This window comes from Streptomyces sp. NPDC008079, assembly GCF_042957385.1.
Lineage (GTDB): Bacteria > Actinomycetota > Actinomycetes > Streptomycetales > Streptomycetaceae > Actinacidiphila.
Genome location: NZ_JBIBIC010000002.1, coordinates 17,716 through 39,257, shown reverse-complemented (window position 1 = coordinate 39,257; position 21,542 = coordinate 17,716). Strand labels below are relative to the sequence as shown.

Here is a 21,542-nt window from a genome sequence, read left to right as displayed (position 1 = left end):
TTATTCGTCAAAAAGGCAGACCGGGCTAAGCGGAACCCCCTACTCTGCCGTGCATCACGACGGCCGTATCGGCCGTTGCAACACATCAGGGGCCTGGGGGGCAACTCATGCGTAAATTGCCGGTGTTCTCGGCTGCCATATTGCTGGCAGCCGCGACGCTGGGAGTGATGTCGTCGCCATCGGCGACCGCGCTCCAACCACCGGTCGGCATCACCGCCGACAATCTCAGCACGTACCAGACCAACGGGATCGTGTGGGCCATGGCCCAGGCGAACGGCGTGGTCTACACAGGGGGCACCTTCTCCGCGATCCGGCCCGCCGGGTCCGCGGCCGGGACCAACGAGACGTCCGTCGCGAACTTCGCGGCCTTCGACGCCGCGACCGGCGCGCCCACCGGCTGCCAGCTCAACTTCACGGTGGGCTCCAACAACGCCACCGTGCGCGCGCTGGCCGTCTCGCCCGACGGCCAGACGCTCTACGCGGGCGGCTTCTTCGGCGCGGTCAACGGCGTCGGGGTGAGCAGCCTGGCCGCGATCAACCTGGCCACCTGCGCGGTCAGCACGACCTTCCACCCGGCGGCCTCGGGCACGGTGCGCACCATCGCCGCGACCTCGGACGCCGTGTACTTCGGCGGCGACTTCACGTCGGTCGGCGGCCAGTCCCGTGGCAAGTTCGCCGCGGTGAACACCGCGGGCGCCCTGCTGCCGTGGTCGCCCAACGCCGACCTGCCGGGCCGGGCGCTGGCGATCACCCCGGACGGCCAGAACGCCATCATCGGCGGTGACTTCAACTACGTCGGCGGCACCTACTCGCACTCGCTCGCCGTGGTCGACACCACGACCGGCGCGCTGACCAAGGCGTACCCGCCCGGGTTCCTCGACGCGACCTCGGTGACGAAGTCGATCATCGTGGACCCGGCGAGCAACGCCTTCTACACCGCCAACGAGGGCACCGGCGGCGGCGTGTTCGACGGCCGGGTGGCGCTCAGCCTCACCGACTTCAACCAGATCTGGCGGGACACCTGCCTGGGCGCCACGCAGAGCCTGGTGGTCCACGGCACCGTGCTCTACAGCGGCTCGCACGCCCACGACTGCTCCAGCATGGGCGAATTCCCCAACTCGACGCGCAAGCACCTGGTCGCCGAGTCGGTCACCGACCCGCACCTGCTGTCGTGGTACCCCGACACCAACGACGGGATCGGCGAGAAGATCGGCCCGCGCGTGATGGCGATCTCGTCGTCCGGCGGCCACGACTACATGTGGGTCGGCGGCGAGTTCACCACCGTCAACGGCGGCGCGCAGCAGGGCCTGACCCGCTTCGCCGACGGCCCCGACACCGGCGCCCCGACGCTGCCGCAGACCGCGGTGAGCAGCATCGACCCCAGTGCGGTGAAGGTGACCTGGCAGTCGAGCACCGACAACGACGACGGCACGCTGATCTACAACGTGTACCGCAACGGCGCGGCCACCCCCGTCTACACGGTCAGCGGCGACTCCAAGCCCTGGATCCGCCCGCAGATCACGTTCACCGACACCAATGTCACGCCCGGCGTGAAGTACACCTACCGGGTGTCGGCCAGTGACGGCGTCAACACCAGCGCCCAGTCGCCGAACGCGGCGGCCACCGTCCCGGCCACGGCCGAGCCGTACGCCACGCAGGTCCTCGCCGACGGCGCGAATCTGTACTGGCGCTACGACGCCGCCGCCGGTTCGTACAACGCGGACGCCTCCGCGGCCGACGACAGCGGGATCAGCGTCGGCGGCCCGGTGCACGCCGTCTCGCCGGGCGCGGTGCCCGGCTCGAAGGCGTACACCTTCAACGGCTCCACCCAGTGGACGTACAGCGACCGCTCGCACCCCACACCGTCCGCGTACAGCGTCGAGACGTGGTTCAAGACCACCACGACCTCCGGCGGCAAGCTGATCGGCTTCGGGAACCTGGCGACCGAGACCAGCGGCAACTACGACAAGCACGTCTACATGACCGACAGCGGTCAGCTCATCTTCGGCGCCTACACCGGCAGCACCCGCATCGTCTCCACGCCCACCGGCGGCTACAACGACGGCAACTGGCACCAGGTCGTCGCCACGCAGGGGGCGAACGGGATGCGGCTGTACGTGGACGGCGTCCTCAAGGGCAGTGACGCCACCGTCACCACCAGCCAGAACTACGACGGTTTCTGGCGGGTCGGCGGCGACAACCTGAACGGCTGGCCTTCCCAGCCGAAGAGCCAGTTCTTCGCCGGCTCGATCGACGAGGCGGCCGTCTTCCCGACGGTCCTCAGCCCGGCCCAGATCGCGAACCAGTACGCGCTCGGGACCGCCGGGTGACCCGGAAACACCGCTCCGCCACTGCCGCCGCCGTCCTCGTGACGGCGGCGGCGGTGCTGCTCGGCGCCTGCGGCGGCGGGGGTGGCGGAGGCGGCCACGACACGGCGAGGAACGACGCGAAGGCGTCGCCCGGCGTCTCCGCGACGGCCACGGGCGGCACTTCGGAACCGTCCGCGACCACGAGCCCCGACGCCGGTGCCGGTTCGGACGACAGCACCGAGGCGCCGGGTTCCGCGGCCGACGCCCCGAAGGTGCCGGACGCGCAGCTCACCCCGCCCGGCGGCGGGACCTTCAGCAAGCCCCAGAAGTCGTATCTGTCGGGGCGGGTGCCCAAGGGCACCGACCCGGTGGCCGTCCTCGAGGGCGGCCAGGAGATCTGCGACCGGCTGACCCGTACCGCGAAGATCGACAAGGACGCGGCGGCCGGGGCGATCGTCACCGGCGACATCAGCGGGTCCGGCGCGGCGGCGGCCGTCCGCAGCCTCTGCCCCGACCAGCAGCCGGTGATCGACGCCGCCGCGCGGGGCTTCGCCGACGGGACGTTCACGGTGGCGGCGAAGGCCGTCCCCGGCACGTCGGTCGCGCCCGGCACCTACCGCGCGCCGCACCCGTCGACGCACTGCACCTGGCGGGTGACCAGCTCGAACGGCACCCTGTCGGCCGGCAGCGGCGCCCGGATGACCGTCCCCGCCGCCGCGCGCGGCGTCACCTCCAGCGGCTGCTACGTGTGGCTCGCGGGCACGGGGTGAGCGATGCGCCGTGAGCCGCAGGACGAGACCGAGATGAACGGAGGGACCGCATGAGCAAGCTCCCGATCGTGGTGGCGATACCGACCAAGAACGAGGCGGAGAACATCGCCCGTACGGTGTCGTCGGTCATCGACCACGTCGAGGCCGTGGTGGTGGTCGACTCGGCCAGCACCGACGACACCTGCAAGATCGCCGAGGGCCTCGGCGCGGAGATCGTCGAGTACGCGTGGGACGGCAAGTACCCCAAGAAGAAGCAGTGGTGTCTGGACCATGTGCGCACCGAGATCCCCTGGCTGCTCTTCCTCGACGGCGACGAGACGCCGAGCCCCGAGCTGCTGGCCGAGCTGAAGGCCGCCTTCGCGGCCGGGCCGCCGTCGGTGGCCGCCTTCGACATCCCGCTGGGCTACTGGTTCGCGGGACGGCGGCTGCGGCACGGCTACACCATCGTCAAGCGCGCGCTGCTGGACCGCACCCGCTGCCACTTCCCCGAGGTCGGCGACCTCGAAGCGCCCGGCATGGGCGAGCAGGAGGGCCACTACCAGCCGGTCGCGCCGTCGGCCGCCCGGCTGCGCTCACCGATCGAGCACGAGGATCTCGACCCGGTGCGCACCTGGTTCGAGCGGCACAACCGCTACTCCGACTGGGAGGCGTGGCTGGAGCTGAACCCCCGGGTGAAGGAGGAGATCCGGCAGGTCAAGACCCGCCAGGGCCAGCTCTTCCACAAGGCGCCGTTCAAGCCGCTGGTGTCCTTCACCTACGCCTACGTCTACAAGCGCGGCTTCCTCGACGGCCGGGCGGGCTTCGACTACGCGCTCGCCATGAGCTTCTACCGCTGGCAGATCGGCCTCAAGACGCGGGAGGGGCGCAAGCCCTGAACCGCGGTCGGCCGTGACCCGCGGTCGGCCGTGACCCGCGGTCGCTGATCGCGCCGCCCGAGGCCGGCCCCGGTCCTCCCGGGGCCGGCCCGCGGACCGCGCTCCGGGACCCGGGGTCCGGAAGCGCACGCGGGGGCGTCACCCGGCGCGGGTGACGCCCCCGTACACCTCCATGAGCGTGTCGACGACGGCGCCGATGGAGAAGCGGTCGCGGATGAGCCGCCAGGCGGCGTCCGACGCCTCCTCGTTGGCGGCCGGGTCGAGCAGTTCCAGGATCGCCTGGCCGACCAGCGGGCCGTTGTCCGCGTCGGGGTCGCTGTCGGTGATCCGCCCCGCGCCCGCCGCCTCGACGTCGGGCGACAGGCCGCCGGTCCGGGTCACCACCACGGGCAGGCCGACCGACATCGCCTCCAGGATCGAGACGGCGAACGGCTCGACCACCGACGGCAGCACGTACACATCGGACTTCCTGAGCTGCTCCAGCACCTGCTCGTGGCCGAGCGCGCCGACGCACTCCAGCGAGTCCGCCACGCCCAGCTTCGCCGCCAGCTCCCGCATGGGGCCGGTCAGATCGCCGGTGTCGGGGCCCGCCAGCACGAAGCGCGCGTCCGGGTACTTGGCCAGCACCACGGGCATCGCCGACACGAAGTCCTCGGGGCGCTTGCGCTTCTGCACCCGCGCCAGATAGAGCACGGTCGGCGGGCGGTCGGCCCGCGCGGGCCTGCGGTCCTGCAACGTCACGCCGTTGACCAGCCGGTGGAAGGTGGTCAGCGGGGTGTCGGGCACCACCGCCTGCACACCGTCGCGCTCCATCCGCGTCAGGTGCAAGATCGCGTCCGCCTTGCGCAGCACCCGCTTCATGCCCAGGACGTCGACGGCCTTCGCGAACAGCTTCTCCGTCGGGTCGATCATGCCGTGCGTCTGGATCACCAGCGGCACCCCGGCCTCCAGCGCGACCAGCGCGAACGGCAGCGTGATCAGGTCCCGCATCAGGTGCACATGGACCACGTCCGCCGACTTCACCATCCGGCGCGCCTTCGCCAGCAGCCCCGGCGACGTGATGCCGCTCACCTCGAACGGCAGCACGTGGCGCGCCTGGTGCACGAACGACGGCACGCCCTCCAGCTCCGTCGGCAGCGGGCCCGTGAAGCCGTCGCCCAGCGTCGCGATCCGGGCGTCGACACCCTGGGCCCGCAGGCCCTTGGACAGATTCAGCGCCACCCGTGTCGGGCCGCCGAAGTCGTTCGTCGGCGTATGCAGCGTGACGACATGCAGCACCTTCATATGACTCCCCACCCCTGTTTTTCGGCGCCCCCGCGCCTCGGGTTCACATTATCGACACCGAACCCTCATCGGGGCACTTCCGGCCCCGGACGCCCTGATCCTCCCGGCCGGAGGCCATAGACTCGGCGCGGGGAGCATGAAGGGGGTGGGCCATGGCCCTGGACGTGGCACAGGACCAGGCCGGTGCGGGCGGGCCGCTGGAGCGGCCCGGTCCGGACGAGGCGCAGGCCACGACGTCGGTGCCGCGGGCGGCGCTGTCGCGGGCGCTGGCGGTGCCGCTGGTCATCGCGTTGGTGGGGTTCCTGCCCGCGTACGTGGCGGCCCAGCCCGGCACGGGCGTGCGGGACACCGCGTACTGGCTCCAGTTGACGCTGACGGTGTACGGCGGCGGCCGGCTGGCGGCGATGGTGCTGACCCGGCGACGGCGGCTGATCCAGGGCGCGTTCTGGCTGTTCGTGTACGTGGCGATGGGCGTGGCCCCGCTGGCGCAGGCGGTCATCGGGCAGGTCCCGACGCCGGTGGTGGGCCCGCGCTCCGACACGACGACGGCGATCACGCTCGTCCTGATCGGCTGCGTGGCCTTCGACGTCGGCGCGCTGCTGGCCCGGCACCGCCCGGCGGCCCGTATCCGCAAGGCCCGCCCGCAGGCGTCCGTGTCGCGGCGCCGCCTGTGGCTGCTGATCGTGGTCGCGTACCTCGGCAGCGCGCTGTGCATCATGAAGCTCGGCGGCCCGACCGTCTTCTTCTCCAGCCGTCAGGGCATCAGCGAGTCGGTGCAGGCCAGCGGTCTCGCGGGCAGCGGCGGCGACAGCCATGTCGGCTCGGCCTTCATCCGCGGCTTCGGCACCGTACCGGCGCTGCTGGCCATGCTCTTCCTGATCCGCTGGATGATCACGTCCCGGATCGCCCGCCGCAGGCCGCTGGCCATCGCCGCGCTCACCGGCCTGGTGCTGATCAACGTGATCGTGAACAACCCGATCTCCAACCCGCGGTACTGGTTCCTGACCGTCGTGTTCTCGCTGCTGTTCACGGCCTTCCCCAAGAGCCCGGTGATGTACCGCACGGCCCTGGTGACGGGCGTGGTGGCGGCCCTGCTGCTCTTCCCGTTCCTCGACCGCTTCCGGTACGACTCGGGCGGCTACCACCCGGTGGAGACGACGTCGGCGCTGGAGCCGCTGACGCTCAAGGACTACGACCAGATCGGGATGTTCGCGAACACCATCACCTTCGTGCAGTCCGGCGAGGGCCACTCCCACGGGCGGCAGCTCGCGGCGGACGTCTTCTTCTTCGTGCCGCGTTCGATCTGGCACGGCAAGCCGCTGGACTCCGGTGTGCAGGTCGGCCAGTGGATGGGCATGACCAACACCAACCTGTCGTCGCCGCTGTGGGCGGAGCTGTGGCTGGACTTCGGCCCGGTCGGCATGACCGGCGGCTTCCTGCTGCTGGGCTACTTCTGCGCCCGCGGCGACCGCAGATACGCCCAGCGCACGCTGGAGGACGGCCGCCCCGGCACGGTGATGGCCGTGGTGATCCCGCTGGTGTGCGGCTACTCCTTCATCCTGCTGCGCGGCCCGCTGCTCCAGGCGTCGGGCCGGATCGGCATCGCGGCGGTGTGCCTGCTGCTGGTGACGACCTTCAGCGCGGACCGGCGGAAGATCCTGCGGTGACGCCCTCGGCGGAGGCGTCCGGCGCCTGAGGGTCGGTGGCGGCGGCGGGCGCGCGCTTGACGGCGACGATCCGCAGCCACAGCGCCACCGCCTTGAGCGCGGAGCCCAGGGCCAGGCCCCAGGCGGCGCCCATCACGCCGTCCCACTGGTAGCCGGCGAGCATGAAGACCACGGACGCGAGCGAGAAGACCACCTGGATCGGCAGCGTGGCGCGGGGCCGCAGCACGCGCAGCGTCAGCAGGGCGCTGGTGCCCAGCGCGATGCACGCGTACTGGCTGCCGGAGGCGGCCAGCAGCGCGGACGACGACGCCCAGGTGTCACCGAGCAGTTGGCGGCCCACATGGGCGGGCAGCAGCATCAGCACGACCGTCCAGGACACCGCGATCCAGGCGAGGACGGTGGCGAGGACGGCGGTCGCGCGCACCTTGTCGTCGGAGCCGCGGACCCGGTTGAGCAGCGGCGGCCCGAAGGCGGTCGCGGAGTTGAAGAGCACGTTCATCGGGCCGAAGAGCGTGGTGGCGCCGCGCAGGGCGCCGACGGCCAGCGGCGCGGCGAACAGGCCGAGGCCGACGACCGCGAGCTGACTGGTGGCGTTGCCGACGCCGAACTCGATGACGAAGCGCTGCCCGAGGTGCCCGCGGCGGACGAATTTACGCAGGTCCACCGGCGCGCCCTTGACCTTCGGCCACAGCAGGGCGGCGCCCACGAGCAGCGCGGGCACGGCGGACACGCCCCAGACGGCGACGAGCCGGACCGCGCCCGCGCCGTGCGGCTGCATGGCCAGCGCCGGTACGGCGACGGCCAGTCGTACGGTGTCGGCGGCCAGCGCGTAGTGCGGCAGCCGCAGGGCGGAGAAGCAGTACCGCATGCCGTCCTGGGTGAGCACGATCGGCAGCACCAGGCCGAGGACCGCCAGGCCCCGCGCGGTGCCGCCGGGCACGAAGGCGAGCCCCGCGGCCATCGAGAAGCCGATCACGGTGGACGCCACGGCGGTGAAGGTGGCCGCGCTGCGGCAGGCCGCCCGCACCTGCGCGGCGCCGCGCTCCAGCACCAGCGCCTGTCCCACGTAGGAGACGCCGACGCCCAGCAGCACCGTGAACACCATGTAGACCATGGAGAACACGGAGAATCCGGCGGCGCTGGACAGCCGGGCGGCCACGACGAGCACGATGATGTTGGTGAAGGCGGCGACGCCCTGGTCGGCCACCGAGCTGATGATGGCGGCCTTGGTGCCGGGACCGCCCATGGACGTGCCGGACCCGGCCGGGTCGCCGGACTCGTCGTCGCCGTCCGCCGACGCGTCGGTCGGGCCGGACGGCGCTGAGCCGCCCGGGGGATCGGGCGGGCCGCCGTACGCGAACTCGGCCCCGGGGCCCACGGCCGCCGTCGTGACCGGGTGGGTGACGGGGCGCCGCGGGTCGGGGCCCGTCAAGGGACCGGGTGTCGTTCCGGAGCGGCCGGGCTGTGGGACTGGGCGGACGGCTCCCCGTCGTGGTGCCGGGGCTGCTGCGGTATCCCGCCGCCACCGGCGGAACCGCCGCTCCCCGTGCGGCCGGTGGCGGCCCTGCGGCGGCCGAGGCGGAAGCGGCGCCCGCCACCGGTCTCCGCGGCCGAGTGCAGGACCACGCCGAGTACGGCGCCGCCCGCCGCGTTGACCAGCTCGCGGACGCGGACGAGGTCGGCGCGGTGCACCTCGCGCGGGTCGCAGACCACGACCACGCCGTCGACCCGGTCGGCGAGCGCCAGCGCGTCGGCGTAGGCGAGGACCGCGGGGGCCAGTACGACCACGGCGGCGCCGGGGGTGTCGGCCTCGGAGAAGAGCCTGGTGGCCGGGGCCGAGGTGAGCGCGCGGGCCACATTGCGCACCCGGCGGCCGGGCACGAGGTCGAAGGAGCCGGACTCGCCCGCGTCGATGGAGACTTGCAGCCCGGCGGGCCAGCCGCCCTCGCCGAGGCCCGGCGAGCGGGCCCAGCCGGGGCGCGCGCCGCCGTCGGCGGTGCGCAGCCGGGCCGACAGCGACGGGGTGCGCAGATCGGCCTCGACCAGCAGCACCTCCATGCCCATCTCGGCGAAGGACGCGGACAGGTTGACCGCGACGCCCGCCGCGGTGTCGCTGCTGCCGCGCGGGGCGACGACCAGCAGCCGCCGCCGGTCGGCGAAGCGCTTGTCGTGGGCGAGCCGGAAGCCGACCGCGCGGTACTCCTCGGCGAGCCGTCCGCCGCTCTGCCCCTCGGCGAGCAGCGACGCGGGGCCGCTGCCGCGCCGGCGGCGGCCGCGCGGCAGCGTGCCGAGCACCGGGGCGCCGAGCGTGCGCGTGACCTCGCCCTCGGAGCGGACGGTCGGGTCGAAGACCAGCCTGACCCAGGCGCCCAGCAGGCCGAGCGCGATACCGACGCCGCCGCCGAGGCCGAGCATCATCGGCAGTCCGGGACCCGCGGGGGCCTTGGGCGCCACACCGGGCCTGATGATCGAGCCGGGCGTGGTGTCCAGGGCGCGCAGGCCGCTGATGTTGCCGTTGAGTTCGAGGATGCGCGAGAGCAGGTTGGTCTGCTGGGTGGTCAGGGCGCTGATCACCTGGGCGTTGACGGTGTTGTCGATCTGCTTGAGCAGGTCGTCGCGCTGCTTGTTGAGCGGGTCGAGCTGGGCCTTGTAGCCGTTGACCATCGTGTTGATGGTGGATTTGGTCTGCGCCTGCCGGTTCTCCAGATACGCCTTGGTGAAGGCGTTGACCCACAGCGCGGACTTGGCCGCGTTCCCGGTGCTGCACGTGAAGCGCAGGACGAGGGTGTTGGGCGGGTTGGTGACCTGGAGGCAGTGCTCCATGGCGTCGGCCGGCGCCTTGACGATCTTCGCCGCCGCGTCGGAGACGGTGCTGCTGACCGCGGTCTGCCGCTCGGAGCCGATGTCGATGCCCTTGTCGGCGGAGGCGCCGGTGGCGAACGGGTCGACTGTGGCGGCCCTGATCCGTACCTCGCTGGTGGCCGCGTAGGAGTCGGCGCCGGTCAGCGCGAGCCAGGCGCCGCCGAGGAGGCCGACCAGCACACCGGCCACGATCAGCGCCCGGTAGCGGATGAGCTGGCGGAACTGGTCGCGGAGCAGATCCGGTTCGTCCTGCGCCTCGGTGGCGCGCGTCGTGTCGCTCACTTGCCCACTGCCCCCTCGATCTCCCCGGTTCCCCCGGCCGTCCCGGGCTCCCGGGCCTCCCCGTCCTCAGGAGGCGTCTCGCGGGGCGCCCCCAGCGCCTCCGCGAGCAGTGCGTCGATCCGCGCGAGACCCGCCTCGCGGCTGAGATGCGCGTCCACGTACTCGGGCCCGCGCGCCCCCAGCGCGTCGGCCCTACCAGGATCATCGGCCAGAGCGCGTACTACGTCCAGCAGTGCACGCGGATCCTCCGGCGGGACGACGATTCCCGCCTCCGAGCGTTCCACTTCCTGGGCGGTGCCGCCCTCGGCCGCGACGGAGGCGACGACCGGCCGCCCGGCGGCGAAGTAGGAGGTGAGCTTGGAGGGGATGCTCATGTCGAGCACGGAGGCGCGCTGGGTGACCGCGAGCGCGTCGGCGGCGGCCAGCATGTCGGGGAAGTCGTCGTCATCGGCGGGGGGCGCGAATTCCAGGTTGGGCAGGCCGCCGGCCAGCGAGCGCAGGTGCTCGCGCTGGTTGCCGTCGCCCATCAGCACCACGCGCAGCGCCGGGTCGAGGCGCGCGGCCTCGACGAGCACTTCGAGGCCCTGTTTGAGGCCCATGTTCCCGGAGTGCAGCAGCACCGTCTGGCCCGGACGCCAGCCCAGCCTGGCGCGCATCTCCTCGCGCGGCCTGCTCGGGCGCTTGACGTGCGACCAGTTGGGCACCAGCCGTATTCGCTCCTCGGGCACGCCCATCGCGGCGACCTTGGCGACGAAGCTCTCGTGGATGACGCCGACCAGCGTGGCGCGCTTGAGCGCGTACGCCTCGACCGCGCCGGCCGCGGAGGCCGCCCTGCCGCCGCCGCGTATGCCGCTCTGCGCCGCCGCCGCGCCCATCAGGTCCTGCACGACGGGGATGTACGGGACGCCGTGCCGCCGGGCGATCCGGGCGCCGACCAGGCCGCCGCCGAGGCTGGGCATCTGGGCGATCACCGCGTCGGGGCGGTTCATCGCGGGCGGCGCGAGCAGGCCGTGGCCGAGCACGGTGGCCTCGAACAGGGCGCGGGTGACGGCGCTCTGGCGCGGCGGCACGAGGTGCTTGCGGCGGTGCACGCTGACCCCGGCGCGCCGCTCCTCGGTGCGCCACACCCGGGCGTACTCCGGGTCGAGCCGCCAGGCCGGGTAGTGCGGCATACCGGCCAGGACGTGCACCTCGTCGCCGTTCGCCGCCCAGTGCTCGGCGATCTGGGTCGCGTACGGACCGATCCCGGCGTGCTCAGGCGCGTAATTCGTGGAGACCAGCAGCAGACGGCGGCGCGCGCCGGACTCAGCCACGGAGTGTTCCCTTCCCCCGGCGTCCCCAGACCCCCCAGAGACCGCCAATGACGAACAAGTGCCCACCCTAGCTGTTCACCAGGAGAGCACACGCCCGCTTACCATCGGTTGTACTTTCGCTAATCGCCGCTTGACCGCAACACGGCACGGCTATCGTCTGAGACTCCGCGACGCTGGGGAGCGTCGCACAGCTCACCGTACGACCGGGGGGTCGTTTTATGTCACATCGGGTCGGTTACGCGCCTGGGGTCTACGACCTCTTCCACGTGGGGCATCTCAACATCCTGCGGCACGCCCGCAGCCAGTGCGACTACCTGGTCGCGGGCGTCGTCTCGGACGAGATGGCGCAGCTCGCCAAGGGCCGCAGTCCTGTGGTGCCGCTGGTGGAGCGGCTGGAGATCGTCCGCAGTGTGCGCTTCGTGGACGCGGCCTTCGTCGAGACGGTGCCGGACAAGCTGGAGACCTGGCAGCAGGTCCGCTTCGACGTGCTGTTCAAGGGCGACGACTGGCGCGGTACGGACAAGGGGCGCCGTCTGGAGCGGGACTTCGCGACGGTGGGCGTGGAGATCGTCTACTTCCCGTACACCGTGCACACGTCGAGCACCCAGCTCCGCAAGGCGCTCGACGTGCTGACCGAGCCGGCGCAGCCCTCGGTCAGACCCTCCGAAGCTCTCTGAACCACTTGGTGAGGAAGGCCGCGAGGAAGAGCGCGTGCACGGCGAAGAGGACCAGGTATCCGGTCCTGAAGGCGCTCTGGCTGCCGAGCAGCAGGAAGACCAGGCAGAAGACGCCGTAGTCGACGGGCAGCAGGGCGACCGCGCGCAGCCGTGAGGGCGGGGGTGACGGCGCGGGGGCCGCGCCCTGGCTCTTCGGCTCCTTCGGCTCCTTCGGCTTGAGCTTGTCGGTGAGCAGGCCGCCGAAGAAGATCAGGACGGCGGCGAGCTGGAAGCCCAGCGGCAGCAGCAGCCAGCCGTCGCCCGGCAGGTCGAAGTGCCGGTAGAAGGTGATCAGCACGGCCGCGTGCACGGCGGTGATCTTCGCGCAGTCGACGACGTGGTCGAGCCACTCCCCCGCCGGGCTGCCCGCGCCGAGCAGCCGGGCGAGCTGTCCGTCGGCGGAGTCGAAGGCGAAGCCGACCACCAGGCCCGCCCACACGGCGAGGGCCAGCGGCCACGAGGGGCGGCCGAGCGCGAGCGCGGCGACGGCCGCGCCGCTGAACACGGCGCTGACCAGGGTCACCTGATTGGGCGTCAGTCCGATCCGGTACGCCCCCGCGGCGAGCACCCGGCCGACCGGCCGGTTCACGTAACGGGAGTAGAGCGACACGCCCTTGGCGGTCTTCTGCGCGGCGCGCAGCCGCCGGACGGCGGTCAGGAATCCGGCGTCGCGGACGGGCGCGGTACGCGTGCCGCGCGCCACCACCGGGCCCGCGCCGCTGTCCGTCGCGGGGGTCACACCTTCGCCCGCACCGGCGCTCGCGCCGTCGTCCGTCCCGGAGGCCGGACCTTCGCCCGCACCGCCGTTCGTCGCGGGGGCCGGACCTTCGCCCGCGTCGCCGTATGTCCCCGGCGCGGTCCCGGCGCCCGGGGCGCCGCCCGCGTCCATGCCGACGCCGCTGGCGGCGCCCGTGTCGGCGCCGTCGCCCGCACGGGCATCCGTGCCGCCGTCCGTCCCGGCACCCGTCCCCGCCGTTGTCCCGGCCACGCAGCCCCCCACGCACCTCTTCGCGGTCACCCGCGGTCCACCCCCCGGTCACCGCGGCGCGGTGCCTTCGTCGGCCCATGATGGCAGGCGGCCCAGCGGACTGACTCATCCGTGCGAGTCCGCGCGACGCGAGCCCGGCGACATGGGCCGAAAGTGGCGTTACGTCATAAGGTGATGCCTGATGTCCATCTCCCGCCGAAATCTGCTGCAAGTGACCGCGTCCGGGGCGCTGCTGGCCGGGTGCTCCGACGGCCGTCCGTCCGGCGCCGCACCCGCCCCCGCGCCCGGCACGTCGTCCTCGCCCTCGTCCCCCGCCCCCACCGGCGCGCCCTCGTCCCCGCCGCACGCGCCCGCGGGGGAGCCCGCCACGTCCGCGCCGCCGCTGCCGCCCGGCCTGCCCGACCAGATCGAGCACGGCCCGCGCGACCGCGAGCGGCTCGCCCTCACCTTCCACGGCCAGGGCGAACCGGCGCTGGCCACCGCGCTGCTGGCCGAGGCGGAGAAGGCCGGGGCGCGGGTGACCGTGCTGGCGGTCGGCGCCTGGCTCGACACGTATCCGCGGCTCGCCCGCCGGATTCTGGACGGCGGTCACGAACTGGGCAACCACACCCAGACGCACGGCGACATCGGCGCGATGGACGCCGCCGCGGCCACCGCGGAGATCGAGGGCTGCGCCCGGCGGCTGACCGAGCTCACGGGCTCGCGGGGCCGCTGGTTCCGCCCGTCCCAGGCACGGATGGCGACCCCGCTGGTGGTGAGACTCGCCCGCGAGGCGGGCTACCCGCACGTGCTGTCGTACGACGTCGACCCGCTCGACTACACCGACCCGGGGGCCGACCGGGTGCGCGCCGCGGTAGCCGCCCGGGCCCGCGCGGGCTCGGTGGTCTCCCTGCACTTCGGGCACTCCGGCACGGTCGCCGCGCTGCCCGGGATCCTCGACGACCTGCACCGCCGGGGCCTCCGCGCGGTCACGACCTCGGAGCTGCTGACCTGATGCGCCGCATCCCGTTCCGTTCCCCGCACCCGGCCCCCGGCCACTCCCGGCCGCCCGCGGTCTCCGCCCGCACGCTCCTCGTGGCGGGCGCCGCCACCGTCGCCGTACTCGCGGGCGGTGTGCTCACCGCGGGCTGCGGTACGACGGCCACCGGCGGGCACCCGCACGCGACCGCCTCCGCCAAGGCCGCCAAAGCCGCTGCCGGGGCGACACCGCAGTCCGCGCCGCGCGTCCCGGCCGCCGGGCAGGGCCTGCCGGGCATGCCGCCGCCGCTCGACCCGAAGGACGTCTACGCCGCCGACCGGCCGAACGCGCTGTCCCCCGTGGTGCGGAACTTCCCTTCACGGGTCTACGTGCCGAACACCGACTCCAACACGGTCTCGGTCATCGACCCGAAGACGTACAAGGTCATCGAGACGATCCCGGTCGGCGAGCAGCCGCAGCACGTGGTGCCGTCGTGGGACCTGAAGACGCTGTGGGTCAACAACGACGTCGGCAACACCCTCACCCCGCTCGACCCGGCCACCGGCAAGGCGGGTCCGACGGTCGACGTGCACGACCCGTACAACCTGTACTTCACGCCGGACGGCAAGTACGCGGTGGTGATGGCGTCGCTCGACCGCGAGCTGGTCTTCCGTGACGCGCACACGATGGCGGTCAAGAAGACCGTGCCGGTGAGCTGTTACGGCGTGAACCACGCGGACTTCTCGCCCGACGGCCGGTACTTCATCGTGTCCTGCGAGTTCTCCGGCGAACTGCTGAAGGTCGACACGGCGGAGATGAAGGTCGTCGGCCAGCAGCGGCTGCCGTTCGAGGGCGCGATGCCGCAGGACGTGAAGATCTCGCCGGACGGCAAGACCTGGTACATCGCCGACATGATGGCCGACGGCGTGTGGGTGATGAACGGCGACACCTTCTCCAAGCCGACGCTGCTGCGCACCGGCAAGGGCGCGCACGGCCTGTACGTCTCGCGCGACTCGAAGGTGATGTACATCTCCAACCGCGGCGAGGGCTCGATCTCGCTGCTCGACTTCGCCACCGGCAAGCTGGTCCGCAAGTGGCACATCGAGGGCGGCGGCAGCCCCGACATGGGCGGGGTGTCCGCGGACGGCAAGGTGCTGTGGCTGTCCGGGCGGTACGACGGCGAGGTGTACGCGATCGACACCGCCGACGGGCGCACCCTGGCGAAGATCCCGGTCGGCTCGGGACCGCACGGCCTGGCCGTCTACCCGCAGCCGGGCCGCTACTCGCTCGGCCACACCGGCATCTTCCGCTGAACGGCCGTACGGGCGTCGTCCGTTGAACGGCCGCACGGCGCCCTGCGTTGAACGGCCACGGGCGTCTCATGTTCAACGGCCGCACGGGCGACCCGCGTTGAGCAGGCCCGCTACCCGGGCCCCGCGGTTCCGGCCTTGAGGATCGCCCTGGCCAGTCCGGTCGCGGCGGCGGCGCGTGGCGCGCTGCCGTCGCGCCAGGTCCTGGTCGGGTGGACGGAGTTGGCGAGCAGCACGAGAAAGCTGTCGCTCTCCGGGTCGACCACGAGGCTCGTGCCGGTGAAACCGGTGTGCCCGTACGCGCCGCGCCCGGCCAACTCGCCCATGAACCACGCCTGGTCGGTCTCGAAGCCGCCCCAGGGCCCGCCCCGGTCGAGCAGCGCCCGGCAGAACAGCGCCAGGTCCCAGGCCGTCGAGAACAGCCCGGCGTGCCCGCTGACCCCGCCCATCGCGTACGCGTTCTCGTCGTGCACGCTCCCGCGCACCATGCCGCGGTCGAGCCTGCCCCACGGCCGCCGCTGGTCCTCGGTGGCCGCGATCCGCGACAGCGCGGCGGACGGCGGGTTGAAGCCGGTGTCGAGCATGCCGAGGGGGCCGGTGACCTCCTCGCTGATCAGCACCGCGAGCGGGCGTCCCGTGGCGGCCTCCAGCGCGTACTGGACCGCGATGAGGTTCAGGTCGGAGTAGACCCGCAGGGTGCCCGGCGGGTGCACCGGCTCCTCGTCCCACAGCATCCGCGCCCGGCCCTGCGCCGTCGGCCGGTCGTAGAAGGGCAGTTCGGGGCGCAGGCCCGAGGTGTGGTCGAGGAGCTGCCGTACGGTGATCGCGCCCTTGCCCGCCGCGCCGAACTCCGGCACGTACGCGGCGACCTCCCGGTCCTGGTCGAGGTGGGTGGCCGCGACGGTGGCCGTGAAGAGCTTGGTGAGCGAGGCCAGGTCGAAGACGGTGTCCTCGCGCATCGGCACCCACTGGCCGGGCGGCAGCTCGACGCCGACGTCCGTGCTCTCGTCGTACGCGCCGTAGCGCACCGCCCAGCCGACCGCCTCGTGCAACGCGACGGTCCTGCCCCGGCCGGCCAGCACGACGGCGCCCGCACACCAGGGGTGCGCGGGCGCCGGGCGCGTGTACGCGGCCAGCGCGGGGACGATACGGCTCAGCTCTGCGGCGTCGAGACCCGCCTCAGGGCAGGTACCTCTCGACAGCGGCGGCGCCATGTTCCTCCAGTGCTCTGCGGGCCTTCTCGATCCGTTCCGGCGTGGGCTCACGGCCGGAGAGCAGTACCAGGTCCTCGGGGCTCACCGAGCCGTCGGCCGCCCCCTCCGCGCCCGTGCGCAGGGAGCTGTCGGCGCTCTTGAACGCCCATGTGCGCTCGTCGTCGCCCGGCTCGGCGAGCCGGTCGGTACGCGCGCCCACGCTCTTTCCGGGGCTCTCGTCCGCGGTATCGGACATCGCATCCTCCTGATGGCCCGCGGGCCTCCTGATGGTCCGCGCCGCGAGCCGCCTGATGGCCCGCGTGCCGCCTAGGGTCCCTCCACGGTACGACGCCCGCGCACGCACAGCCCGACGAAACAGGCGACGGCCACGAGTGCGCAGGTCAACTGCACGAGGGCCATCGGCACCGCGGTGCCGTCACCGGCCACTCCGGCCAGCGGCGACGCGAGGGCGCCGATCAGGAAGGACGAGGTGCCCACCAGCGCGGACGCCGAGCCCACGTCCCGCTTGACGCGCAGCAGCGCCAGCGTGTTCGCGGTGGGCAGGGTCAGGCCCATCGACGCCATCAGCACGAAGAGCGCGGCGGAGACGGCGGGCAGTCCCGCCCGGCCGAAGACGCCGGTGGTCAGCAGCACCAGCGCCACCGAGGCGGCGGTGATCAGCGCGAGCCCGATCGTGAGGATCTTCTCCATCGCGACCCGGCCGACCAGCACCTTGCCGTTGAGCTGGCCCACGCCGACGATGCCGATGGAGTTCAGCCCGAACAGCAGGCTGAAGGTCTGCGGCGAGGCGCCGTAGATGTCCTGGATGACGAAGGCGGACGCGGACACGTAGGTGAACAGCGCCGCGAAGGCGAAGCTGCCCGAGAGCACGTACCCGGTGAAGATCCGGTCGCCGAGCAGCCGCTTGACCGCGCCGAAGGTGCCCAGCAGCCCGCCGGAGTGCCGGCGCTCGGGCGGCAGCGTCTCGTGCAGCCAGCGCCACACCACCAGGGTGAGCAGGACGCCGATCACGGTGAGGACGGCGAAGACGCCGCGCCAGTCGGTGATCCGCAAAATCTGGCCGCCGATCACCGGGGCGACGATCGGGGCGACGCCGGAGATCAGCATCAGGGTGGAGAAGAAACGGGCCATCTCCACGCCGTCGTAGAGGTCGCGGACGACCGCGCGGGCGATGACGATGCCCGCCGCGCCCGCCAGGCCCTGGATCAGCCGGAAGGTGATCAGCAGGCCCGCCGAGGGCGCGAAGGCGCAGACGGCGGTGGCGAGGATGTAGATGACCATGCCGGTCAGCAGGGGACGGCGGCGTCCCCAGCGGTCGCTGAGCGGCCCGACCACGAGCTGGCCGAGCGCCATGCCCGCGAGGCAGGCGGTGAGGGTGAGCTGCGCCGTCGCCGCGGTGCTGTGCAGGGCGTCGGTGACCTGGGGCAGCGCGGGCAGATACATGTCCATCGACAACGGCGGCACCGCGGTGAGGCCGCCGAGAACGAGCGTGACGAGCAGGCCGGTACGGCGTTGCGTGCCGATGGTCGGGGTAGGGGTGGTGGTGTGGGCGGTGGTGACATCGGTGATGTCAGCGGTGTGCGCGGGTATGGGCGGCCCGGCGTCCTGCACGGCACTCTCCGTAGGTGGTAGTTGAACCGTTCTCTATCCTTCCAGTGATCGCGCACGACCGAGACCACGTTTTGACCCTGACCGACGAGTGGGAGACCGACCGATGAGCGACGACGGCGTACGGACCATCCGCTGGGGCATCCTGGCGACCGGCGGGATCGCCGCGACCTTCACCGAGGCGTTGCTGACGCTGCCGGACGCGGAGGTCGTCGCCGTGGGCTCGCGCACCCTCGAGGGCGCGAAGGCGTTCGCCGAGCGGTACGGAATCGCGCGCGCGTACGGCTCCTGGGCGGAGCTGGCCGCGGACGACGGGGTCGACGTGGTGTACGTCGCCACGCCGCACTCCGCGCACCGCGAGGCGACCGGGATCTGTCTGGAGGCCGGGCGGGCCGTGCTGTGCGAGAAGGCGTTCACCATCAACGCCCGTGAGGCGCACGAGCTGGTGGACCTCGCCCGCGACCGCGGCCTGTTCCTCATGGAGGCCATGTGGATGTACTGCAACCCGCTGATCCGGCACATGCTCGCGCTCATCGCCGAGGGCCTGATCGGTGAGGTGCGGGACGTCTCGGCCGCCTTCGGATTCTCCGGGGACTTCCCCGCCACCCACCGGCTGCGCGACCCCGACCAGGGCGGCGGCGCCCTGCTCGACCTCGGCGTCTACCCGGTCTCCTTCGCCCAGCTCCTGCTCGGCGAGCCCGACGAGGTCCGGGCGTGGTCCCACCTCACGCCCGAGCGCGTGGACGACAACACCGGCATCGTCCTGGGCTGGAACGACGGCGCCGTCGCCACTTTGACCTGCTCCATCACCGCCGACACCGGCGCCCGCGCCGTCGTCACCGGCAGCGCCGGCCGCATCGAGCTTCCCGAGGGCTTCTTCAACCCCGAGCGCTTCGTCGTCCACCGCCAGGGCGAGGAGCCCCGCACCGTCCTCTTCTCCGACGTCGTCGCCGACGGCCTCACCCGCGGCACCATGGCCTACGAGGCCGCCGAAGTCATGCGCTGCCTCCGCGCCGACGAACTCGAGTCCCCCCTCGTCCCCCTCGCCGGCTCCCTCTCCATCATGCGAACCCTCGACACCATCCGCGAACACACCGGCGTCACCTACCCCGGCATCGACTAGGGCCTGTCCGGGACGTGCCCCGTCACGGGCGCCGGGGCACCTCCCGGCCGAAGGCCGGGGGGGGAACCGCGCGAGCAACCCGTCACCGGCGGGTGGTCCGGAGACCACCGGACTGCCCCGCCGGGGCGGGTGGTGACCCGCGGGAGCGCCGCGGCTCAGGCGGCGGAGTGGGCCGGGGCGATGGCCTCGATGCGGGCGGCGAGGTCGAAGTCCTTGGCGGTGAGGCGCCCACCGGCGGCGTGGGTGGTGAGGGCCACCGTCAAGGTGTCGTAGCCGAGGGTGAGTTCCGAGTGATGGTCGAGCTCGGCTTGGATACCCGCGATGTGCAGCGCGAAGATCGCGGCGGGAAGGTGCGCCAACCGGTAGACCCGCCGGAGCGAGGCGGCGCCGTCGGCGCCGTCACCACCGGGCAGCACCTCCCAGCCGGGAAGCCCGGCGAGCCGCGCGGCCACCTGGTCGGACGAGAGCGGTTCGGCGTAGGGCATCCGGGGGCCTCCACGGAAAAAGGGGCGGGCGGGTGGGCGGGCGAATTCATCCTCGCACCGCCCAGCGCATAACCTGCGGTGCCATGAGCGAGAACGAGCGAGTCGCGGTCGTCACGGGTGCGGGTTCGGGCATCGGCCGGTCCGTCGCGGTGGAACTGGCGGCGGCGGGCTGGACGGTACTGCTGGCGGGCCGCCGCGAAAAGGCGCTGGCCGAGACGGCGGAGCTGGCGGCGGCCGGCCCCGGACGCACTCTGACCGTACCGACCGACGTCACCCGTCCGGAGGACGTGGAGCGACTGTTCGCGCGGGACACCGCCCCCGGCCGCCTGGACCTGCTGTTCAACAACGCCGGAATGTTCGGGCCGCCGGTCCCGGTCGAGGACCTGTCGTACGACGAGTGGCGCGCCGTCGTGGACGTGAATCTGCACGGCGCGTTCCTGTGCGCGCAGGCGGCGTTCCGGCGGATGAAGGACCAGGTCCCGTCCGGCGGCCGGATCATCAACAACGGCTCCGTCTCGGCCCACGTCCCGCGCCCGCACAGCATCGCGTACACCGCGACCAAGCACGCCATGACCGGCCTGACGAAGTCGCTGTCGCTGGACGGCCGCCCGTACCGCATCGCCTGCGGCCAGATCGACATCGGCAACGCGGCGACCGAGATGACGGCCCGGATGCGGACCGGGATTCTCCAGGCGAACGGCACCACGGCCGTCGAGCCGGTGATGGACGTCGCCGACGTGGCCCGTACGGTGCGGCACATGGCCGAGCTGCCGCTGGAGGCCAACGTGCAGTTCGCGACGGTGACGGCGACGACGATGCCGTTCATCGGACGCGGCTGAGGGCGCACCGCGCCCGGCGGCGACAGCCACGGGAATACGCGCGGGACGGCGCCGGGTTGGAGCGGTCATGACGACACCCTCGGGGCCCGACATCCTGCGCTACACGGCCTTCTCCGACGACCCCGAAGGCGGCAACCCCGCCGGGGTCGTCCTCGACGCCTCGGCGCTCGACGCCCCCGGCATGCTGGCCGTCGCCGCCGACGTCGGCTACTCCGAGACCGCCTTCGTCACGGCGACGGACGGCCGCACGCTGACCGTGCGGTACTTCAGCCCGAAGGCGGAGGTCTCCTTCTGCGGCCACGCCACCCTCGCCACCGCCGTGGCGGTGGCGGACCGACTCGGCGCGGGCGACCTGCTGTTCCGCACCCGGGCGGGCGACGTCCCGGTCACCGTCTCGACCGGCCCGGGCGGTACGCCGCTGGCGACGATGACCAGCGTCGAGCCGTACGTCGAGGACATCGCGCCCGACGCCCTCGCCGAGGCGCTGGCCGCCCTCGACTGGCCCGCCGCCGACCTCGACCCGGCCTTCCCGCCCCGGGTCGCGTACGCGGGCGCCCGCCATCTGGTGCTGGCCGCGGCCACCCGCGAGCGGCTGGCCGACCTCGCCTACGACTTCGACCGGCTCGCCGCGCTGATGACCGCCGTGGACCTGACCACCGTCCAACTCCTGTGGCGCGAGAGCCCGTCGGTCTTCCACGTCCGCGACCCGTTCCCGGTCGGCGGTGTGGTCGAGGACCCGGCGACCGGCGCCGCCGCGCTGGCCCTGGGCGCGTACCTGCGCGACCTCGGCCTGGTCGCCCCGCCGGCCACCCTCACCCTCCACCAGGGCCACGACCTCGGCCGCCCGGCCACCCTCACGGTCACCGTCCCGCCGTCCGCGACCCCGTACATCCAGGTCACGGGCACGGCCGTCCCGATCCCGGCGTAAGGCCACCGTCC

19 protein-coding genes are annotated in these 21,542 nt (G+C 72.8%); 10 read left to right on the top strand and 9 right to left on the bottom strand.

The window, feature by feature from the left end:
* The first annotated feature begins 107 nt into the window (after nt 1-107).
* The 3 genes from ACFZAM_RS07250 to ACFZAM_RS07240 are packed head-to-tail and all read left to right on the top strand — an operon-like array spanning nt 108 to nt 3,954.
* Complete coding sequence (locus tag ACFZAM_RS07250) at nt 108-2,330, top strand: LamG-like jellyroll fold domain-containing protein (RefSeq protein WP_391043679.1); 2,223 nt, start codon at nt 108-110, stop codon at nt 2,328-2,330.
* Complete coding sequence (locus tag ACFZAM_RS07245; RefSeq protein ID WP_391043676.1) at nt 2,327-3,079, top strand: hypothetical protein; 753 nt, start codon at nt 2,327-2,329, stop codon at nt 3,077-3,079. Before ACFZAM_RS07250 ends, ACFZAM_RS07245 begins: the two co-directional genes overlap by 4 nt.
* Before the next feature lie 50 nt (nt 3,080-3,129).
* On the top strand, nt 3,130-3,954 hold the full coding sequence (locus tag ACFZAM_RS07240) for a glycosyltransferase family 2 protein (protein ID WP_355334560.1): 825 nt from the start codon (nt 3,130-3,132) through the stop codon (nt 3,952-3,954).
* Between the two features lie 138 nt (nt 3,955-4,092).
* Here the strand turns inward: ACFZAM_RS07240 and ACFZAM_RS07235 are convergent, their stop codons facing one another.
* On the bottom strand, nt 4,093-5,238 hold the full coding sequence (locus tag ACFZAM_RS07235) for a glycosyltransferase (protein WP_391043673.1): 1,146 nt from the start codon (nt 5,236-5,238) through the stop codon (nt 4,093-4,095).
* A 152-nt stretch (nt 5,239-5,390) separates the two neighbouring features.
* On the opposite strand from ACFZAM_RS07235, the gene ACFZAM_RS07230 reads away from it, so the two are divergent.
* Complete coding sequence (locus tag ACFZAM_RS07230) at nt 5,391-6,905, top strand: O-antigen polymerase (RefSeq protein WP_355334566.1); 1,515 nt, start codon at nt 5,391-5,393, stop codon at nt 6,903-6,905.
* On the opposite strand, the gene ACFZAM_RS07225 is transcribed toward ACFZAM_RS07230, so the two are convergent.
* From ACFZAM_RS07225 to ACFZAM_RS07215, 3 genes are all read right to left on the bottom strand, one after another.
* Nucleotides 6,874-8,151 carry a hypothetical protein gene (locus tag ACFZAM_RS07225; RefSeq protein WP_391044248.1) on the bottom strand — a complete coding sequence of 426 codons (1,278 nt, stop codon included), beginning with the start codon at nt 8,149-8,151 and terminating at the stop codon, nt 6,874-6,876. The two genes, ACFZAM_RS07230 and ACFZAM_RS07225, sit on opposite strands and share 32 nt — an antisense overlap.
* Before the next feature lie 182 nt (nt 8,152-8,333).
* Nucleotides 8,334-10,049, bottom strand: a complete 1,716-nt coding sequence (locus tag ACFZAM_RS07220; RefSeq protein WP_391043669.1) for a lipopolysaccharide biosynthesis protein — start codon at nt 10,047-10,049, stop codon at nt 8,334-8,336.
* Nucleotides 10,046-11,362 (bottom strand): glycosyltransferase, encoded by a 1,317-nt coding sequence (locus ACFZAM_RS07215; protein ID WP_391043668.1) that lies wholly within the window; start codon nt 11,360-11,362, stop codon nt 10,046-10,048. The genes ACFZAM_RS07220 and ACFZAM_RS07215 overlap by 4 nt, the downstream gene beginning before the upstream one ends.
* Before the next feature lie 218 nt (nt 11,363-11,580).
* Here ACFZAM_RS07215 and ACFZAM_RS07210 point away from each other — a divergent pair, with 218 nt between their 5' ends.
* Nucleotides 11,581-12,039 (top strand): adenylyltransferase/cytidyltransferase family protein, encoded by a 459-nt coding sequence (locus ACFZAM_RS07210; protein ID WP_355334575.1) that lies wholly within the window; start codon nt 11,581-11,583, stop codon nt 12,037-12,039.
* Here ACFZAM_RS07210 and ACFZAM_RS07205 read toward each other — a convergent pair.
* Entirely contained in the window at nt 12,017-12,718 is a 702-nt protein-coding gene (locus ACFZAM_RS07205; RefSeq protein WP_391044246.1) for a CDP-alcohol phosphatidyltransferase family protein, read from the bottom strand. The two genes, ACFZAM_RS07210 and ACFZAM_RS07205, sit on opposite strands and share 23 nt — an antisense overlap.
* A gap of 529 nt (nt 12,719-13,247) precedes the next feature.
* Here ACFZAM_RS07205 and ACFZAM_RS07200 point away from each other — a divergent pair.
* Nucleotides 13,248-14,060 (top strand): polysaccharide deacetylase family protein, encoded by an 813-nt coding sequence (locus ACFZAM_RS07200; RefSeq protein ID WP_391043665.1) that lies wholly within the window; start codon nt 13,248-13,250, stop codon nt 14,058-14,060.
* Nucleotides 14,060-15,337: a beta-propeller fold lactonase family protein gene (locus ACFZAM_RS07195; RefSeq protein ID WP_355334581.1), complete on the top strand. Its 1,278-nt coding sequence runs from the start codon at nt 14,060-14,062 to the stop codon at nt 15,335-15,337. Before ACFZAM_RS07200 ends, ACFZAM_RS07195 begins: the two co-directional genes overlap by 1 nt.
* Before the next feature lie 110 nt (nt 15,338-15,447).
* Here the strand turns inward: ACFZAM_RS07195 and ACFZAM_RS07190 are convergent, their stop codons facing one another.
* From ACFZAM_RS07190 to ACFZAM_RS07180, 3 genes are all read right to left on the bottom strand, one after another.
* Nucleotides 15,448-16,548 (bottom strand): serine hydrolase, encoded by a 1,101-nt coding sequence (locus ACFZAM_RS07190; RefSeq protein WP_391043662.1) that lies wholly within the window; start codon nt 16,546-16,548, stop codon nt 15,448-15,450.
* Entirely contained in the window at nt 16,514-16,783 is a 270-nt protein-coding gene (locus ACFZAM_RS07185) for a hypothetical protein (RefSeq protein ID WP_355334759.1), read from the bottom strand. The genes ACFZAM_RS07190 and ACFZAM_RS07185 overlap by 35 nt, the downstream gene beginning before the upstream one ends.
* Nucleotides 16,784-16,854: 71 nt before the next feature.
* Entirely contained in the window at nt 16,855-18,159 is a 1,305-nt protein-coding gene (locus ACFZAM_RS07180; protein ID WP_391043660.1) for a Bcr/CflA family efflux MFS transporter, read from the bottom strand.
* A gap of 103 nt (nt 18,160-18,262) precedes the next feature.
* Between ACFZAM_RS07180 and ACFZAM_RS07175 the strand changes: the two genes are divergently transcribed.
* On the top strand, nt 18,263-19,279 hold the full coding sequence (locus ACFZAM_RS07175) for a Gfo/Idh/MocA family oxidoreductase (RefSeq protein ID WP_355334584.1): 1,017 nt from the start codon (nt 18,263-18,265) through the stop codon (nt 19,277-19,279).
* A gap of 155 nt (nt 19,280-19,434) precedes the next feature.
* On the opposite strand, the gene ACFZAM_RS07170 is transcribed toward ACFZAM_RS07175, so the two are convergent.
* Nucleotides 19,435-19,764 carry a 4a-hydroxytetrahydrobiopterin dehydratase gene (locus tag ACFZAM_RS07170; RefSeq protein ID WP_391043658.1) on the bottom strand — a complete coding sequence of 110 codons (330 nt, stop codon included), beginning with the start codon at nt 19,762-19,764 and terminating at the stop codon, nt 19,435-19,437.
* 83 nt (nt 19,765-19,847) lie between these two features.
* On the opposite strand from ACFZAM_RS07170, the gene ACFZAM_RS07165 reads away from it, so the two are divergent.
* Entirely contained in the window at nt 19,848-20,603 is a 756-nt protein-coding gene (locus ACFZAM_RS07165) for an SDR family NAD(P)-dependent oxidoreductase (protein WP_391043657.1), read from the top strand.
* Nucleotides 20,604-20,670: 67 nt separating this feature from the next.
* Nucleotides 20,671-21,531 (top strand): PhzF family phenazine biosynthesis isomerase, encoded by an 861-nt coding sequence (locus ACFZAM_RS07160; RefSeq protein WP_391043656.1) that lies wholly within the window; start codon nt 20,671-20,673, stop codon nt 21,529-21,531.
* Nucleotides 21,532-21,542: the final 11 nt, after the last annotated feature.

Bases quoted from the DNA above. Each gene is read 5' to 3' on its own strand.
- ACFZAM_RS07200 (WP_391043665.1), top strand. From the start codon at position 13,248: ATGTCCATCTCCCGCCGAAATCTGCTGCAAGTGACCGCGTCCGGGGCG.
- ACFZAM_RS07175 (WP_355334584.1), top strand. From the start codon at position 18,263: ATGAGCGACGACGGCGTACGGACCATCCGCTGGGGCATCCTGGCGACC.
- ACFZAM_RS07210 (WP_355334575.1), top strand. From the start codon at position 11,581: ATGTCACATCGGGTCGGTTACGCGCCTGGGGTCTACGACCTCTTCCAC.
- ACFZAM_RS07190 (WP_391043662.1), bottom strand. From the start codon at position 16,548: ATGGCGCCGCCGCTGTCGAGAGGTACCTGCCCTGAGGCGGGTCTCGAC.
- ACFZAM_RS07170 (WP_391043658.1), bottom strand. From the start codon at position 19,764: ATGCCCTACGCCGAACCGCTCTCGTCCGACCAGGTGGCCGCGCGGCTC.
- ACFZAM_RS07185 (WP_355334759.1), bottom strand. From the start codon at position 16,783: ATGTCCGATACCGCGGACGAGAGCCCCGGAAAGAGCGTGGGCGCGCGT.
- ACFZAM_RS07240 (WP_355334560.1), top strand. From the start codon at position 3,130: ATGAGCAAGCTCCCGATCGTGGTGGCGATACCGACCAAGAACGAGGCG.
- ACFZAM_RS07230 (WP_355334566.1), top strand. From the start codon at position 5,391: ATGGCCCTGGACGTGGCACAGGACCAGGCCGGTGCGGGCGGGCCGCTG.
- ACFZAM_RS07225 (WP_391044248.1), bottom strand. From the start codon at position 8,151: ATGGGCGGTCCCGGCACCAAGGCCGCCATCATCAGCTCGGTGGCCGAC.
- ACFZAM_RS07235 (WP_391043673.1), bottom strand. From the start codon at position 5,238: ATGAAGGTGCTGCATGTCGTCACGCTGCATACGCCGACGAACGACTTC.
- ACFZAM_RS07165 (WP_391043657.1), top strand. From the start codon at position 19,848: ATGAGCGAGAACGAGCGAGTCGCGGTCGTCACGGGTGCGGGTTCGGGC.
- ACFZAM_RS07250 (WP_391043679.1), top strand. From the start codon at position 108: ATGCGTAAATTGCCGGTGTTCTCGGCTGCCATATTGCTGGCAGCCGCG.
- ACFZAM_RS07195 (WP_355334581.1), top strand. From the start codon at position 14,060: ATGCGCCGCATCCCGTTCCGTTCCCCGCACCCGGCCCCCGGCCACTCC.
- ACFZAM_RS07160 (WP_391043656.1), top strand. From the start codon at position 20,671: ATGACGACACCCTCGGGGCCCGACATCCTGCGCTACACGGCCTTCTCC.